The organism is Nonomuraea sp. ATR24 (genome assembly GCF_041950485.1).
Lineage (GTDB): Bacteria > Actinomycetota > Actinomycetes > Streptosporangiales > Streptosporangiaceae > Nonomuraea > Nonomuraea ceibae.
Map to the genome: position 1 here is coordinate 498,640 of NZ_JBGNUU010000005.1, position 14,791 is coordinate 513,430.

Sequence of the window (14,791 nt, forward strand, 5' to 3'; positions counted from 1 at the left end):
CCAGCCGGCGGACGTCGTCCTCAGTGCTCAACGTCGCCTCCAGTCGCGGCGGTGGTGCCGTGGCCGTGCTCCCAGGCCCAGGCGGCGATGCCCACGCGGTTGCGCACCCCGAGCTTACGCTGGACGTTGGCCACGTGGGTCTTGGCCGTGCCGGCCGAGATGAACAGCTCGGCGCCGATCTCCGGGTTGGACCTGCCCGCGGCGACCAGCTTGACGATCTCCAGCTCGCGGTCGCTCAGCGGCTGTTCGCCCGGCACGCCGGTGCGCGCGGGCGACGGCGTGAGGTGGCGCAGCAGCCGCACGGTCACCGAGGGGCTGATCAGGGCGTCGCCCGCCGCCGCCGCTCTGACGCCCTCGACGAGGAGCGCCGGTCCCGCGTGCTTGAGCAGGAACCCGCAGGCTCCGGCGCGGAGCGCGGCGTGCACGTACTCGTCGAGGTCGTAGGTGGTCACGACGATCACCCGCATCGGCGACGGCGTCTCGGGACCGGCCAGGCGGCGGGTGAGTTCGAGGCCGTCCATGCGCGGCATGCGGATGTCGGCGACGACCACGTCCGGCCGGAGCTCGGCGGCGAGGTCGAGCGCGGTCACGCCGTCCGGCGCCTCGCCCACCACCTCCAGATCCGGCTGGGCACCGAGGATCGTGCGGAAACCGCGCCGGACGGCCGGCTGGTCGTCGGCGATCATGACTCTGATCGTCATGGGAACACCGCCTTCACGACCCAGCCGCCGCCGGCGGCGCGGCCCGAGGTGAACTCCCCGCCCAGCGCCCCCACCCGCTCGGCCAGCCCGGCGAGGCCGACACCGGCGCGTTCGGCGGTCGGCAGGCGCGGCAGGGCCTGGTCGCGCGCGTGGTCGGCCACGGTCACGACGACCGCCCCGGTCTCGTCGCTCACCCGGATGGCGACGCTCGACCCGGCCGGCGCGTGCTTCCTGACGTTGGTGAGCGCCTCGACGACGATGCGGTAGATCGTGGTGGCGACCTCGCGCGGCACCGGGCCTGACGGCTCGATGCGCATGTCGGTGTCGGGGAAGCCCGCGTCGGCGAAACGCCGTATCAGGTCGGGCAGGCCGTCGAGGCCGGGCAGCGGCTCGGCTGAGGCACCCTCGCCCTCCAGCTCGCGCAGCATGCGGACGGTCCGATCCATCGACGCGAGCGCCCGCGCGCCGTCCTCCTCGATCGCCCGCAGCGCCGCCGCGGCCTCGGCCGGATCGCGGTCGAGCACGATCTGGGCGGCCTGGGCCTGGATGACCATGGCGCTGACGTCGTGGGCGACGAAGTCGTGCAGGTCGCGGGCCAGTTGCAGGCGCTGGGTGCGGCGGGCCTGCCTGACCGCCTCGACCCGGCGCCGGTCGAGGGCGCGGAGATAGGCGCCGAGCCCTGTCGCGCCCGCCGTGCCGACGGACCAGAAGAGGGTGACGGCGACCGCCTCCAGGCCCGAAGGGGGCGGGTGCATGATCTGCAACGCCAGCAGCGCTTCGGAGATCGCCGCCGCCCCCACCGCCGCCGCCGCCTGCCGGACGGGGGTCCAGCGCACGGTCAGCGTGACGAGCGTGAGCACGGCGACCGTGTGGACGTACGTCGACGGGCCGCCGGCGATGCCGGGGGTGATGCCGGGGGCGGCCAGCCAGGCGAGCGTGCACGTCGCGCCGATCACGCCGACGGCCGCCGTGACCGCCGCGAGGAAGGGGCGTGCCCTCGGCCACCAGACCAGCGACATGGCCACGGCCGCGAGCATCGCGGGCCCGACGACGAGCGGGCTCGGCAGCGGCCGGAGCACGAGGGTGAGCGCGAGCGAGCCGGCCACCACCAGCCCGCCTGCGAGGAGTCTCATGGCGGCACCCTAGGGCAGGGATCGCGCCGGCGAATCGGCCGATCGGCAGATGTCTTCCTCCTCGGGTGAGCGCAGTCTGGGTCCTGATCGAGCGGCGACGAAACGGAAGAGACCCAGGATGCGAACGCCCAGCTTGCTGCACACAGCTCCCGCCACCAGCGACACCGAACGGCCCGTCCCGCGCTGGGCGCTGCGTGCCGCCTACGCGCTTCCCTGGCTGCTGCTGCCCTCGTGCCTGTGGAGACTGCCGTTCGCCTTCCACTTCGAGATGGGCCAGGTCGACAACGCGCCCGTGTCGCCGTTGTGGATCACGATCCCGTACGTCTTCGGGCTCAGCGTGCTCACCGAAGTGGCGGCGCTGCTCAGCATCGGCCTGGTGCGCCGGTGGGGCGAGGTGGCGCCGAGCTGGATCCCCGTCATCGGCGGCCGGCGCGTGCCGCCGATGGCGGCGCTCGTTCCCGCCGTGGCCGGCGGGCTGGTGATGACCGCGGTCTCGGTGTTGATGGTCCTCACCTGGGCCGGCGCCTCCAGCGGCATGGCGTACGAGAACGGCTGGTGGCGCGCGCTGGCCGTCGTGTGCGTCTCGCCGGTCGCGCTCTGGGGCCCGACGGTGCTCGCCCTGGCCTACGCCTACCACCGGCGCCGCCGTCACGCCTGAGACCTCGGGCTCTTGTCACCATGCCGACGATCCGCCATGATTGCCAGCATTGCGCTATTGCGAATTACTTGCAATAAGAATGCGGGGGAGTCGACATGGTGAACCGGACACTGCTCGGCCTGATCCGTCCGGGCCGCCGCTGGCTGGCCCTGGCCGTGCTGGCCGGCGTGCTGGTGTCGGCCACCTACGCCGGGCAGAGCCTGCTCCTGACCGCCGCCGTGGCCCAGGGCATCGGCGGCGACCTCACGGCGGCGGTCCTGGCCGGTTGCGGCGCCCTGGCGCTGGTCGCGGTCCGGGCCCTGCTGGTGTGGGCCCGTGAGGTCGCCTCCGCACGGGGCGCGGAGGACGTGAAGGCGGCGCTGCGCGACCGGCTCTACCGCCACCTGCTCACGCTCGGTCCCGGATACGTCTCCGAGGCGCGCACGGGCGGCGTGCTCACCACCCTGGTGGACAGCGTCGAGGCGATCGACCGCTACGTCGGGGTGTTCCTGCCGCAGGTGCTCATCTCGGTGCTCGGCGGCCTGGGCATCGTCGCCGTGCTCGCCTGGATCGACCCCGCCGTGGCCGTGCTCGTCGCCGTAACGGCGGTGCTGGCCGCCGCCGCGCCGAGGCTGATGCGCCGCCGGATGCGGGACGGGCTCACCGCGTTCTTCACGGGGTGGAAGGGGTTGAGCGCCGACTACCTCGACGCGGTGCAGGGGCTGCCCACGCTCAAGGCGGTCGGCGCCGACGAGCGGTTCGGCGCGGGGCTGTCGGCCAAGGCGTGGGCGTTCCACCGGGACTCGCTGCGATTCACGGTCGTCTCCACCGTCTCGGCGGGCTTCGTCGGCTTCTTCGCCGCGCTCGGCACGGCCGCCGCCGTCGGGCTCGGCGCCTGGCAGTACGCCTCGGGCGCGCTGTCGCTGACGTCGGTGTTCGCCGTGCTGCTGCTGTCGCGGGAGGCGTTCCGGCCGGTCACCGACCTGATGACGGCCTTCCACGCCGGTCAGGGCGCGCTGCCCGCCGCGCACGGCATCGCCGGGCTGCTCGCCGCCCGCCCGGCGGTCGCCGACACCGGCGCCGCGAGCCTGCCCGGCACGCCGCCTGAGGTCACCTTCGAGGACGTCACCTTCACCTATCCCGGCCGCGACCGCCCCGCCCTGGACGGAGTCTCCCTGCGGCTGGCCGCCGGCCGCACCACCGCCGTGGTCGGGCCCTCGGGGGCGGGCAAGAGCACGCTGATCCGGCTGCTGCTGCGACACGCCGATCCGACCGGCGGCAGGGTGCTGTTCGACGGGGTGGACCTGCGGGACGTCGCGCTTTCCGAGCTGCGGTCGAACGTGGCGCTGGTCTCGCAGGAGGTCTACCTGTTCCACGGCACGGTCGCCGACAACATCGCCTACGGGCGGGCGGGCGTGAGCCGTGCCGAGATCGAACGGGCGGCGCGGGCCGCGCACGCGCACGCGTTCGTCGCCGAACTGCCCGACGGCTACGACACCATGATCGGCGAGCGGGGAGTGCGGCTGTCCGGCGGCCAGCGCCAGCGCCTGGCCATCGCCCGCGCCCTGCTCGCCGACGCGCCGCTGCTGGTCCTCGACGAGGCCACCTCCAGCGTGGACGTCGCCGCCGAGCGCGCGGTGGTCGAGGCCCTGGAGCGCGTCCGCGCCGACCGCACCGTGCTGGTGATCGCCCACCGGCTGTCCACCGTCGCGGACGCCGACCACGTCGTCGTCCTCAGCGAGGGCCAGGTGGCCGAGTCGGCCGCTCCTGGCGAACTGCTCACCGCCGGCGGCGCCTACGCCCGCCTGGTCGCCCGCCAGCAGGAAGGAGCGGCATGACCACCACCGTCACCCCCGTACAGCCCGAGTCCCGCACACCCGCGGAGCCCGCCTCCGTCCGGCGCGGCGCGCTGCTCTCCCTGCTGCGTCCCCAGCGGGGCCGTCTGGCCGCCGCGATCGGCTGCGGGCTGCTCGACCAGGGCTTCGCGCTCGCGGCGGCCCTGCTCGGCGCCGCCCTCGTCGGCCGGGCCCTGAACGGCGAGAGCGCCGGCGCCCTCGTACCCGGGCTGATCCTGCTCGCGGCGCTCGTCCTGCCCAAGGTGCTGGCCGCGTGGGCCGAGTCCTACCTCGCCCACGACCTGGCCTCCGGGTGCTTGCGGAGCTGCGCGACCGCTGCTATCGCAAGCTGGCCGCGCTGACCCCCGGCTACCTGCTGCGCCGCCGCTCCGGCGACATCGGCGCGACCGCGATGGCCGACGTGGAGATCCTCGAACTGTTCTTCGCCCACAGCCTCACCCCGCTCGTCGTGGCCGCGTCCGTGCCACCGGCCTGCCTGGTGGCGGCCTTCTGGCTGCATCCGCTGGTCGGCGCGGCGCTGCTGCCGGCCGTGGTGGCGATGGCCACGGTGCCGTTCTGGCTGCGGCGGCGCTCGGCGGCGCAGGCCGAGCGGATGCGGGAGGCGGCGGGCGAGGCCGCCTCCGAGGCCGTGGACGCCGTGCAAGGGCTGTCCGAGACGCTCGTCTTCGGCCGCCAGGAGCACCAGGCCGCCCGGTTGAACGCCGCGACCGGACGCCTCAACCGCGCGTCGAGAGCGCATCGTTCGCGCGGCGGGGTGGAGAAGGCCGCCGGCGACGCCATCGCCGCCGTCGGCCTGATCGCCGTCCTGCTGGTGGCGCTGTCCCTGGTGAACGCCGGCTCCTTGGCCGCCGACCAGGTCGTGATCGTCGCCGTGCTCGGCGGCTTCGCCTTCCTGCCGCTGATGTCGCTGGTCGACACCTGGCGGGAGCTGTCCACGATCCGCGCCGCCGCCGCCCGGCTGCTGCGCATCCTCGACGCGCCGCCGGACGTCGTCGAGCAGACCACCCGGCCGGTGGCCCGGATCGAGCCCGAGGTCACGTTCGACCAGGTCACCTTCCGCTACGGCCCCGGCCTCCCCGAGGCCGTGAGCGAAGTCTCCTTCACCATCCCGGCCGGGCGGACGGTCGCCCTGGCCGGACACTCCGGCGCGGGCAAGAGCACCTGCGCCTCGCTGCTGCTGCGCCACTGGGACGCCTCGGCCGGCTCGGTGCGGATCGGCGGCCACGACCTCCGCGACCTGCCCTTCGACCAGCTCCGCTCGACCGTGGTCGCGGTGCCGCAGGACACGTATCTGTTCGCCATGAGCGTCCGGGACAACCTCCGGCTGGCCCGCCCCGACGCCACGGACGCCGAGGTGGAGCAGGCCGCGCGCACCGCCTGCGCGCACGACTTCGTCACGGCCCTGCCCGACGGGTACGACACCCTCGTCGGGGAGCGCGGCGCCCACCTGTCGGGCGGGCAGCGTCAGCGGCTCGCCATCGCCCGCGCCCTGCTCACCAGGGCGCCCGTCCTGGTGCTGGACGAGGCCGTCTCCAACCTGGACGCCGACAGCGAGGCCGCCATCGACGAGGCGCTGCGCGCGGCCGGGGGCCGGCACACGACGCTCGTCGTCGCCCACCGGCCCTCCACCCTGCGCACGGCGGACACGGTGGTGCTGATGAACGCCGGCCGCGTGGTGGACATCGGACACCACGACGACCTGCTGACCCGCTCCCCCGAATACCGCCGCCTGCTCGCACGCTGAATCGGTCAGCCGTCTCGTGCCCTGCCCGCTGACCGCACTTCTGGCCCGCGCGGGAATCGCCTGAGCTCATAGTCCTTGTTTGCCGGTGGCCCAGTACGGCTTGGTGGTGATGGCGCGGCGGGGCAGGATCCCGTGGTCGACGAGCGTGCGGCGCTGGCGCTGGAGCGATTGGGCGTGGCCGAGGAGCAGCGCGCCGTCGACGCGGGCGAGTTCGCCGTCCTCGGCGGCGTGTTCGAGCCAGTCCTGGAGCGCGTCACCCGGGGCCGGCCCGGCGGGCAGGAAGCGGTATCGGGGACGGGGACCGGCGAGGGGGCGCACGGCGTCGGAGGGCACTTCGACGACGACGAGGTCCTCCGTGCCGGCGTAGGCGTCGATGGTGCCGAGGGTGCAGCCGTCGCCGAGGAAGAGGCGTGGGGCTCCGTGCTCGTACAGGGGCCGGTGTCGTCCGGTCAGCACGGTGAACTCGGCGCCGGCGCGCAGGCCGAGCATCCAGCGGGTGCCGGGGCCGTCGGCGCTGGTGGCGGCCAGGACGGTGACGTGCTCGGGGTCGTGGGCGCATACGGTCCGCACGGAGTAGCGGCGGCCCTGGGTGGGGGTGGCGCGGACCTGGATCTCGTGGCCGGGCTGCCAGCCGCCGGGCGGCGTTTCGGCGCGCAGGTCCACCTCGACGAACCCCGGGGCGGGTTCGGCCAGGCCGAGAACGCGGGCGCGGCGGCCCATGACGGTTTCGGCGAGCCTGCCGATGAACGTCGGTGCCTGCGGCATGGGTGTCCTCCTGGGATTCGCAGCACACTACACCGTGCAGTGTAGCTCCACACTGTACGGTGTAGTGTGGGGCTGTGGAAAACGCCATGAGGCCGGGCAAGCAGGTGCGCGAAGGCGACCAGGAGAAGCGGGCGGCGATCATCTCCGCCGCGCGCGAGCTGTTCGCCCGCCAGGGGGTGGACAGCGTGAGCATGGACGCCGTGGCGGCCCGCGCCGGGGTTTCCAAGCGCACGGTCTACGACTACTTCGGCGACAAGAACCGCTTGTTCCTGGCCATCCTGGCCGAGACCTCCGACACGCTGAACGCCTCGATCCAGCGCGCCCTGGACCAGCACCTCCCGGGGGACGGGACCATCACCACGGTTGCCGCGCTGCAGGAGGCGATCACCGCGCTCGTCGTCGAGCTCGGCCGGACGCTGGTCGGCTCCCCCGACTACGCCGCCGCGTTCGCGCTCGTCGCCCAGCGACGCTGGCGGGAGCCGGGCAGCCAGGACGACGTCGTGACCGGGTCCGCCGAAGACGCCCTGGCCGACCGTCTCGCCCACTTCGCGAAGGCGGGGCTCCTCGACACCGACGATCCGCGGACGGCCGCCGGCCACCTCTCCGCCCTGACGATCCTGCTGGCGTACAACGACCAGCCCGACCCGGCCACCGCCGACCCCGAGCGCATCCACAGGATCATGACCTCAGGCGCCCATGCCTTCATCCGCGCGTACGCCACGCGCTAGGACTGCCCGTCCTGCTTGAGCGCGCGGGCGCGGACGGCGGCGAGCATGACGCGGCGGACGAATCCGCTCCCCAGCCGGATCACCCCCCAGTACCGCAGGAACGCCCGGCGCGCGTCCGGGCTGGTCGCCTGGATGCGGGTCTCGGTGACGAGCCGGGTCCGGCCGTCGCCGGCGTCCTTCAGCAGGAAGCTGAACGTGGCCTTCGCGTAGCCGGGCCGGTCGAAGGCGCGGAAGGCGTCGAGCCCGTCGACGGAGCCGACGTTCTGCGCCCGGCCCAGCCGCCACCACTGGCCGATCACGCCCTGGACCACCTCGCGGCCGGGGTCCTCGGCGAGGGGGATGAAGTCGGGTATGTCGCGCTGGGCATGCCCGTTCCGTACGCGGGAGAGCAGGTTGCGGGCGGCGAACAGCGGCTTGGCCAGGCGCAGGTCCGTGGCCTTCACGTTGCCGATGGCCTCCCAGACCCGGGACGGGGGCGCGTCGATCACGATCGAGTGGCGTTCGGCGGCGTCGGGGGCGGGCATGAGGCGGTGGGCGAGCGTGGGCGTGCCGCTCTTTACGGAACGCGAAGTATCGGAACTCATAGTTCCTTATCATGGAACCCGCCTCCAGCCAGGCGCAATGTTGGCTGCGCCACATTACGGGTACACCGGTTCCGTAATAGGCTGGGGCTCATGAGCCAACCATTGGGCCGCCCTCGGGAGGGCCGGGTCGACCAGGCCATCGCCGCCGCGGCGCGCGCCCTCCTGGCCGAACAGGGCTATGCCCAGCTCACGGTGGACGCGGTGGCCACCCGCGCCGGGGTGGGCAAGGCCGCGATCTACCGCCGGTACGCCACCAAACAGGAGATGATCTTCGCGGCGGTCATGCACGACCTGGAGCTGACCGCTCCCCCGGACACCGGCTCCCTGGCCGGCGACCTGGCGGCGGTCACCCGCGACATCGTCGCCAACCTCGCCACGCCCCCGCCAGGAGTGATCCCCGGCCTGCTCGCCGACGTGCACGCCGACGGGGCCCTGGCCGCCAGGTTCGCCACCGGCTTCGTCACCGCCGAACGCACCTGCATCACCGAGATCCTGGACCGGGCGGTCACCCGCGGCGAACTCCCCCGCCGCCCCGACCCCGCCGTGGCCCACGCACTGCTCCTCGGCCCCGTCTTCGCCTGGCTGTTCCTCCTGATGGAGAACCGGGACACGCTCCCGGCCCTCGCCGAGACGGTCGCCGCCACCGTCGCCCAGGCGCTCCGCGACGCCGAGCCCCCGTGAGGGGTTGCTACCGGTGTGCGAGGAGGACGGCGTGGTGATCGGTCCCGGCCGGGCCGTCCGGATCGGCGTGGACCGTCGCCGCGCGCAGCCTCGGCAGTTCGTGGATCAGCCGGTGCTCGGCCTCCACGGCGACGCCGTGCGCCTCGATGAGCGAGGCGTCATGACGTACCCCGATCTCGACCTCGGCCCGCAGCGCGTGACCGACCCAGCGCAGCCGCACCGCCCCGACGCGCTCCACGCCGGGGACCGCCGCCAGGATGTCCTCCGCCCGGCTGATCAACTCCGGGTCGACCGCGTCCATCAGCCGGTGGTAGATCTCGCGGGCGGCGTCGCGCAGCACGAAGCAGATCGCCACGGTGATCAGCAGGCCCACGATCGGGTCGGCCAGCGGGAACCCGAGCGCCGCCCCGCCCGCCCCCAGCAGCACGGCCAGCGAGGTGAAGCCGTCGGTGCGGGCGTGCAGGCCGTCGGCCACCAGCGCCGCCGAGCCAATCTCCCGGCCCACCCTGATCCGGTAGCGGGCGACCCACTCGTTGCCCAGGAACCCGACCACACCGGCGGCGGCCACCAGGCCCAGCGCCCGCATGTCCGCCGGGTCGATCAGCCGCTTGACGGCCTCGTATCCGGCCAGCGCCGCTGAGGCTCCGATCAGCAGCACGATGACGACCCCGGCCAGGTCCTCCGCCCTGCCGTAGCCGTAGGTGAAGCGGCGGGTGGCCGCCCGGCGGCCCAGGGAGAAGGCGATCGCCAGCGGCACCGCGGTCAGCGCGTCGGCGAAGTTGTGCAGCGTGTCGCCCAGCAGCGCCACCGACCCGGACAGCGACACGATCACCGCCTGGACGAGCGCGGTGGCGATCAACGCGGCGAACGAGATGCCCAGGACGCGCATGCCCCGGTTGCTGGACTCCAGCGCGGTGTCCGTCTTGTCCGCACTGTCGTGGCTGTGCGGGGTGACCAGGTGACGGGCCTTCGCCACCAGCCTCCTGAACCCGCGCTGATGCCCGTGCCCATGACCGTGCCCGTGCTGGGGGGACGTTGGATGCGCCATTCGCGTGCCTCACTTGCCTGGGACCCGTTTCGGCGGATTATATGTAGTCATGTACGCACGCGACAACGAATCAGGTGCGACCCCTGCGCAGGAACAACCCACGGGCGCGCAGGTGGAGGCTGCGGTGGAGGCGTTCCGCATGCTCAGCGACGCCACCCGGCTCCGGCTGATGTGGCTGCTGTCGACCGGCGAGTTCGACGTCGGCTCGCTGGCCGCCTCGATCGGCGTGGCCCGGCCCTCGGTCTCGCAGCACCTGGCCAAGCTCCGCCTCGCCGGGCTCGTGCAGACCCGGCGCGACGGCCGCCGCGTGCTGTACCGGGCCCGCGACGCGCACGTCCGCGCCCTGATCGGCGAGGCGCTCTTCCACGCCGATCACGAGGTCTCCGGCATTCCCCGCCACGACTGACGCCCACCACGGGCGACGGCTGGTGGGGCGGTCAGGCGAGCGCCTTCGCCGGGATCGTGCTGGTGGGGCGGTCAGGCGAGCGCCTTCGCCGGGATCGTGCCGGGTGCGGCGGCCAGGCGGTGCTTGCGCTTGGGGATGCCGTAGGTGGGGTGGGAGGTGGCCCACAGCGACATCCTGAGGATGCCCGCCTTGACGCGCAGGGCCTTTCGCCCGCCCGTGTACGTCGGCTTCGCGCGGCCCTCGTCGTCGACCAGCTGCAGGATGCCGTCCCGTCGCCCGAGGCTGATGTGGTTGTAGGAGTAGACCAGTTTGGTGCGCGCGACCGGGCGGCCGGTCAGGCGGGCCACGATCGCCTCGATGGCCTGCCTGCCGGTGAAGCCGGCCGAGGCGCAGGACATGGGCAGCGGCCGGCCGTTGTCGGCGATGGCGTGGGCACTGTCGCCGACGGCGTAGACGTCCGGGTGTGAGACCGAGCGCATGGTCCGATCGACGATGATCTGACCGTTTCCGGCGACCTCCAGCCCGGCGGCGGCAGCGAGAGGGCTGACGGCGAACCCGGCCGTCCACACGGTCACGTCGGACGCCGGCGCGGTGCCGTCGGCGCACCGCACCCGCGTCGCCTCGACGGCTTCGACGGCGGTGTGCTCCAGGACGGTGATGCCCAGCCGGGCGCACGCCTGGCGCAGGTGGCGGCGGGCCCCGCCGGAGAGCCGGGCGCCCAGCTCGCCGCGGGCGACGAGCGTCACCGACAGGCCGGGCCGGGCTTCGGCGAGCTCGGTGGCGGTCTCGATGCCGGTCAGCCCGTCGCCGATGACCACCACGCGCCCGCCCTCGCCTCGACGATCCAGGCTGTCCAGGCGTTCGCGCAGGCGCAGCGCCGAAGGCCGGGCGGCGACGTCGTAGGCGTGCTCGGCCACGCCGGGGACGGCTTCGACGTTCCCCTGGCTGCCGAGCGCGTACACCAGGGTGTCGTAGCCGAGCTCGTCGCCGCCGGCGAGGGCGACGACGCGGCGCTCGGCGTCGACGGCGGTGACCCGGGCCAGGCGCAGGCGTATCGCGGTGCCGGAGAAGACGTCGGCCAGCTTCGGGGCTTCGACGGCCCGGCCGGCCGCGAGCTGGTGCAGCCGCATGCGCTGGACGAACTCCGGCACGGCGTTGACCACGGTGATCCGGGTGTCCTTCGGGGACAGCCGGCGGGCCAGGTTCCCGGCCACGTAGGCCCCGGCGTAGCCGGCGCCGAGGACGACGATGCGGTGCTTCATGTGGATGCTCCTGTGGATGCGGCGTCCTGACGACCATGCGGCGCCGCCGTCGGGGACTTTGTGACAGCGCGCTCCTGTGACCTGCGCCACCGGCCCCGGGTGTCACACAACGGCGGGCACCGGCGCCTTGTGCGTGAAGCAGGAGTTGCGGGCGGACAGGCGGGAGCCGGAGATGGACGAGCACAGCGACCCGAGGACGGACCGGGCGACCGAGGCGTTCCTCGCCCACCGCAACCTGCTGTTCACGGTCGCGTACGAGATGCTCGGCTCGGCGGCCGACGCCGAGGACGCCCTCCAGGAGACCTGGCTGCGGTGGGTCAGGGTCGACCTGGCGCAGGTGCGCGACGAGCGCTCGTATCTGGTGCGGGTCGTCACCCGGCGGGCGCTCGACCGGCTGCGGGCGGTCAAGCGCCGCAAGGAGGCGTACGTGGGCCCGTGGCTGCCCGAGCCGCTGCTGACCGCGCCGGACGTGGCCGAGGACGTGGAGCTGGCCGAGAGCGTGTCGATGGCGCTCATGCTCGTCCTGGAGACGCTGTCGCCGACCGAGCGGGCCGTCTTCGTGCTGCGCGAGGTCTTCGACATCGGCTACGACGAGATCGCGGCGGCCGTCGGCAAGACCCCGGCGACCGTACGGCAGATCGCGCACCGGGCCCGCAGGCACGTCGACGCGCGGCGGCCCCGCGAGGTGGTCCACCCGGCCCAGGTCAGGGCGGCGGTGGAGTCGTTCCGGCGCGCGCTCGAGACCAGGGACCTGCAAGGGCTGCTCGACGTGCTCGCCCCCGAGGTCGTCCTGGTGAGCGACGGCGGCGGCGTCAAGCAGGCCGCGCCTCACCCGGTCCGGGGCGCCGGCAAGGTGGCCCGCCTGATCGTCGAGGGCCTCGGCAGGACCGGGATCGCGCTCACCAGCGAGCCCACCGAGGTCAACGGCAACCCGGCCCTCCTCCTCCGCGTGGACGGCGAGATCGACGGCGTCGTCGCGGTCCGGGTCGAGGACGCCCGCATCACCGGCCTCTACTACGTCCGCAACCCGCACAAGCTGACCCGCATCGCGTCCGAGACCCCGCTCACCCTGCGGTGAACACCGAACCCTGGAGGTCCTTCATGACGAAGAGCGCTGCCGACGAACTCGCCGGCCTCAGGCTGCCGGTCGAACGTGGCTGCCCGTTCGCCCCGCCCCCCGCCTACGAACGGCTGCGCGAACAGGCGCCGATCAGCAGGATCACGTTGGCCAGTGGCGGCGAGGCGTGGTGGGTGGCCGGGTACGAGGCCGGCCGTGCCGTCCTCGCCGACCCCCGTTTCTCCTCCGACAAGCGCAAGGCGGGCTTCCCGCTCTTCACGCTGGACGAGACGACCCTGCGGCAGCTCCGCAGCCAGCCGCCGTTGATGCTCGGCCTGGACGGCGCCGAACACTCAGCGGTCCGCCGCCCGGTGATCGGCGAGTTCACCCTGCGGCGGCTGACCGCGCTGCGCCCGAGGATCCAGGCCATCGTCGACCACTTCGTGGACGCCATGCTCGCCGCCGGCCGGCGGCCGGTCGACCTCGTCCAGGCGCTGTCGCTGCCGGTGCCCTCCCTGGTGATCTGCGAACTGCTCGGCGTCCCGTACACCGATCATGACTTCTTCCAGAGCCGCACCGGCATGATGGTGAGCCGTACCTCGCTCGAAGACCGCGCGCGGGCCTTCGGCGAGCTGCGCGCCTACATCGACGACCTGATCACCCGCAAGGAGTCGGAGCCCGGCGACGACCTGTTCAGCCGGCAGATCGCCCGGCAGCGCCAGGACGGCGAGGTCGACCATCCGGGCCTGGTGAGCCTGGCCTTCCTGCTGCTGACCGCCGGGCACGAGACCACGGCGAACATGATCTCGCTCGGGGTGTTCGGGCTGCTCGGCCATCCGGAGCAACTGGCCCTGATCCAGGCCGACCCGGGCCGGACGCCCCTGGCCGTGGAGGAACTGCTGCGCTACTTCACCATCGCCGACGGGGTCACCTCCCGGGTGAGCACCGAGGACGTGGAGATCGGCGGGGTGACGATCAGGGCCGGCGAGGGCGTCGTCGTCTCGACGCTGTCGGCGAACTGGGACCCGGCGGTGTTCGAGGACCCGGACAGGCTGGACATCGAGCGCGGGGCGCGCCACCACCTCGCCTTCGGCTTCGGGCCCCACCAGTGCCTCGGCCAGAACCTGGCCCGGCTGGAGCTGGAGATCGTCTTCGACACGCTGTTCCGCCGTATCCCCGCCCTGCGGCTCGCCGTCCGGGCCGAGGATCTGCCGTTCAAGTCCGACGCCGTCGTGTACGGCCTTCACGAGCTCCCGGTCACCTGGTGAGCCGGACCTGATGCGCGCCGACCACGCCGTTACCCCGCCCCGAGCTCCGGAGTCCTCCTAGCGGAAGTCCTCGACCCGGTCCCGCGCCCACTGCGCGAACGTCCGCGGCGGCTTGCCCGTCACGGCCTGCGCGGTGGGCAGCGGGCCCAGGGCGCTCGGGTCGAAGTCCTGGCTGTCCGCCGGGTCGGCCGGATTGCCGTCGTAGTCGGTGAACCCCAGCAGGAAGTCCGCGGCCTCGGCGGCGAACCCGCCCATCCGCAGGTAGATCTCGCGCGCCTCCTCCGGGCTGACCTCCTCGAACTCGACCTCTTCGCCGAGCGCGTCGGCAATGGCCCTGACCTGGTCGCGCAGGCTGATCAGCTCGGGGCCGTTGATGTCGTACGCCTTGCCGTGGTGCCCCTCCTCCAGCAGGGCTTTCAGCGCCACGTCGGCGACGTCCCGCTCGTGCACGGGGAACCAGGCGGCGTCCGGGTTGGCGTCCCGCACGAGCCGCTCGGCCCGGATCGACGGCCCCCACAGCGCGAGCTTGTTGGCCGCGAACTCCCCCGGCCGCAGGTGGGTCCATTCCAGGCCGGAGTCCTGGACGGCCTGCTCGACCAGCGGATGGAAGGTCGTGTCGAAGCCGCCGGTCACCGCGCCCGACGAGAGCACGACGATCCGCCGTACGCCCGCCCGCTCGGCGCGTTCGACGATCTCCTTCGCCGTCGACGGCTCGGGGAAGAGGAACATCCGCTCCACGCCGTCGAACGGCACGGTCTCCGGCTTGGTGAGATCTCCCTGCACCACCTCGGCTCCGGGCAGCCCGGCCCGCGCCGGGTCCCTGGTCAGGGCCCGTACCTCGACCCCGGCCTGGATCAGGCCCGCTGTCACTTGCCGCCCCACGTTCCCGGTCGCCCCGGTCACCAGCACGCGCACATGCAC

Annotated in this window: 16 protein-coding genes; 9 read left to right on the plus strand and 7 right to left on the minus strand. The window is 73.5% G+C overall.

Annotation, left to right across the window (positions count from 1 at the left end; translation table 11 throughout):
* Positions 1 to 20: 20 nt before the first annotated feature.
* Complete coding sequence (locus ACBI99_RS16675) at positions 21 to 701, minus strand: response regulator transcription factor (RefSeq protein ID WP_357584882.1); 681 nt, start codon at positions 699 to 701, stop codon at positions 21 to 23.
* A complete protein-coding gene (locus ACBI99_RS16680; RefSeq protein ID WP_375072645.1) occupies positions 698 to 1,834 on the minus strand; it encodes a sensor histidine kinase in 1,137 nt (378 codons plus the stop codon). The genes ACBI99_RS16675 and ACBI99_RS16680 overlap by 4 nt, the downstream gene beginning before the upstream one ends.
* 118 nt (positions 1,835 to 1,952) lie before the next feature.
* Between ACBI99_RS16680 and ACBI99_RS16685 the strand changes: the two genes are divergently transcribed.
* From ACBI99_RS16685 to ACBI99_RS16700, 4 genes are all read left to right on the plus strand, one after another.
* Positions 1,953 to 2,492 (plus strand): hypothetical protein, encoded by a 540-nt coding sequence (locus ACBI99_RS16685; protein WP_357584886.1) that lies wholly within the window; start codon positions 1,953 to 1,955, stop codon positions 2,490 to 2,492.
* Between the two features lie 95 nt (positions 2,493 to 2,587).
* Positions 2,588 to 4,309 carry an ABC transporter ATP-binding protein gene (locus ACBI99_RS16690; protein WP_357584888.1) on the plus strand — a complete coding sequence of 574 codons (1,722 nt, stop codon included), beginning with the start codon at positions 2,588 to 2,590 and terminating at the stop codon, positions 4,307 to 4,309.
* The gene (locus ACBI99_RS16695; RefSeq protein WP_375072646.1) at positions 4,306 to 4,668 is read left to right on the plus strand and encodes a hypothetical protein; all 363 of its coding nucleotides are present in this window, start codon (positions 4,306 to 4,308) and stop codon (positions 4,666 to 4,668) included. The genes ACBI99_RS16690 and ACBI99_RS16695 overlap by 4 nt, the downstream gene beginning before the upstream one ends.
* Positions 4,620 to 6,071 (plus strand): ABC transporter ATP-binding protein, encoded by a 1,452-nt coding sequence (locus ACBI99_RS16700; RefSeq protein WP_375072647.1) that lies wholly within the window; start codon positions 4,620 to 4,622, stop codon positions 6,069 to 6,071. The genes ACBI99_RS16695 and ACBI99_RS16700 overlap by 49 nt, the downstream gene beginning before the upstream one ends.
* Positions 6,072 to 6,137: 66 nt before the next feature.
* On the opposite strand, the gene ACBI99_RS16705 is transcribed toward ACBI99_RS16700, so the two are convergent.
* On the minus strand, positions 6,138 to 6,836 hold the full coding sequence (locus ACBI99_RS16705) for a hypothetical protein (protein WP_357584894.1): 699 nt from the start codon (positions 6,834 to 6,836) through the stop codon (positions 6,138 to 6,140).
* 74 nt (positions 6,837 to 6,910) lie between these two features.
* Here ACBI99_RS16705 and ACBI99_RS16710 point away from each other — a divergent pair, with 74 nt between their 5' ends.
* Complete coding sequence (locus tag ACBI99_RS16710; RefSeq protein ID WP_357584896.1) at positions 6,911 to 7,564, plus strand: TetR/AcrR family transcriptional regulator; 654 nt, start codon at positions 6,911 to 6,913, stop codon at positions 7,562 to 7,564.
* Here the strand turns inward: ACBI99_RS16710 and ACBI99_RS16715 are convergent.
* On the minus strand, positions 7,561 to 8,148 hold the full coding sequence (locus ACBI99_RS16715; RefSeq protein WP_357584898.1) for a hypothetical protein: 588 nt from the start codon (positions 8,146 to 8,148) through the stop codon (positions 7,561 to 7,563). The two genes, ACBI99_RS16710 and ACBI99_RS16715, sit on opposite strands and share 4 nt — an antisense overlap.
* A 90-nt stretch (positions 8,149 to 8,238) precedes the next feature.
* Between ACBI99_RS16715 and ACBI99_RS16720 the strand changes: the two genes are divergently transcribed.
* A complete protein-coding gene (locus tag ACBI99_RS16720) occupies positions 8,239 to 8,829 on the plus strand; it encodes a TetR/AcrR family transcriptional regulator (protein WP_357584900.1) in 591 nt (196 codons plus the stop codon).
* Positions 8,830 to 8,836: 7 nt separating this feature from the next.
* On the opposite strand, the gene ACBI99_RS16725 is transcribed toward ACBI99_RS16720, so the two are convergent.
* Positions 8,837 to 9,805 (minus strand): cation diffusion facilitator family transporter, encoded by a 969-nt coding sequence (locus tag ACBI99_RS16725; RefSeq protein ID WP_308125568.1) that lies wholly within the window; start codon positions 9,803 to 9,805, stop codon positions 8,837 to 8,839.
* Positions 9,806 to 10,001: 196 nt separating this feature from the next.
* Between ACBI99_RS16725 and ACBI99_RS16730 the strand changes: the two genes are divergently transcribed.
* Positions 10,002 to 10,283, plus strand: coding sequence for a metalloregulator ArsR/SmtB family transcription factor (locus ACBI99_RS16730; protein WP_308125567.1), 282 nt, complete (start codon positions 10,002 to 10,004; stop codon positions 10,281 to 10,283).
* A gap of 71 nt (positions 10,284 to 10,354) precedes the next feature.
* On the opposite strand, the gene ACBI99_RS16735 is transcribed toward ACBI99_RS16730, so the two are convergent.
* The gene (locus tag ACBI99_RS16735) at positions 10,355 to 11,545 is read right to left on the minus strand and encodes an FAD-dependent oxidoreductase (protein ID WP_357584902.1); all 1,191 of its coding nucleotides are present in this window, start codon (positions 11,543 to 11,545) and stop codon (positions 10,355 to 10,357) included.
* 172 nt (positions 11,546 to 11,717) lie between these two features.
* Between ACBI99_RS16735 and ACBI99_RS16740 the strand changes: the two genes are divergently transcribed.
* Together ACBI99_RS16740 and ACBI99_RS16745 are read left to right on the plus strand one after the other, a co-directional pair.
* Complete coding sequence (locus tag ACBI99_RS16740; protein ID WP_219499107.1) at positions 11,718 to 12,623, plus strand: RNA polymerase sigma-70 factor; 906 nt, start codon at positions 11,718 to 11,720, stop codon at positions 12,621 to 12,623.
* A 23-nt stretch (positions 12,624 to 12,646) separates the two neighbouring features.
* A complete protein-coding gene (locus ACBI99_RS16745; RefSeq protein ID WP_357584904.1) occupies positions 12,647 to 13,870 on the plus strand; it encodes a cytochrome P450 in 1,224 nt (407 codons plus the stop codon).
* Positions 13,871 to 13,927: 57 nt separating this feature from the next.
* Here the strand turns inward: ACBI99_RS16745 and ACBI99_RS16750 are convergent, their stop codons facing one another.
* Positions 13,928 to 14,785, minus strand: coding sequence for an SDR family oxidoreductase (locus tag ACBI99_RS16750; protein ID WP_375072648.1), 858 nt, complete (start codon positions 14,783 to 14,785; stop codon positions 13,928 to 13,930).
* Positions 14,786 to 14,791 lie beyond the last annotated feature (6 nt).